Consider the following 352-nt stretch of genomic DNA (forward strand, 5'->3'; position numbering starts at 1 on the left):
CGCCCTCGCCCGCGCTCTCCCCCGCGGCCTCCCGCGACGGTGACCGTCTGGGTCAGGGCCGAGGCGGCGGCGGAGGCCAGCCCGGACGCCGTCGCGTGCCGCAGCCCCGAGCGCACGTCGCCGCGGACCGTCAGCAGCATGATCACGGCGGCGGTGGCGCCCGAGACGGCCAGCGCCTCGGTCAGGGTGAGCGTGTCGTCGGGGGCCGGGCCGGAGGCCGGGAGGAGCAGCAGGCCGAGTCCCGCGACGGTGGCGAGGGTGCCCCGCCATTCGGTGGCCGCCACCCGCCGGCCGGCGCCGCGCGCCCCGAGCGGTACGGCGGCGACGAGGGTGAGCGAGGCGGCGGCGAGCA

Annotated in this window: 1 pseudogene; it reads right to left on the reverse strand. The window is 80.7% G+C overall.

Annotated features, from left to right (window positions below):
- Positions 1-352: pseudogene (locus tag ADK55_RS21045) on the reverse strand (hypothetical protein); the annotation flags it as partial.

The organism is Streptomyces sp. WM4235, assembly GCF_001279725.1.
Classification (GTDB): Bacteria; Actinomycetota; Actinomycetes; order Streptomycetales; family Streptomycetaceae; genus Streptomyces.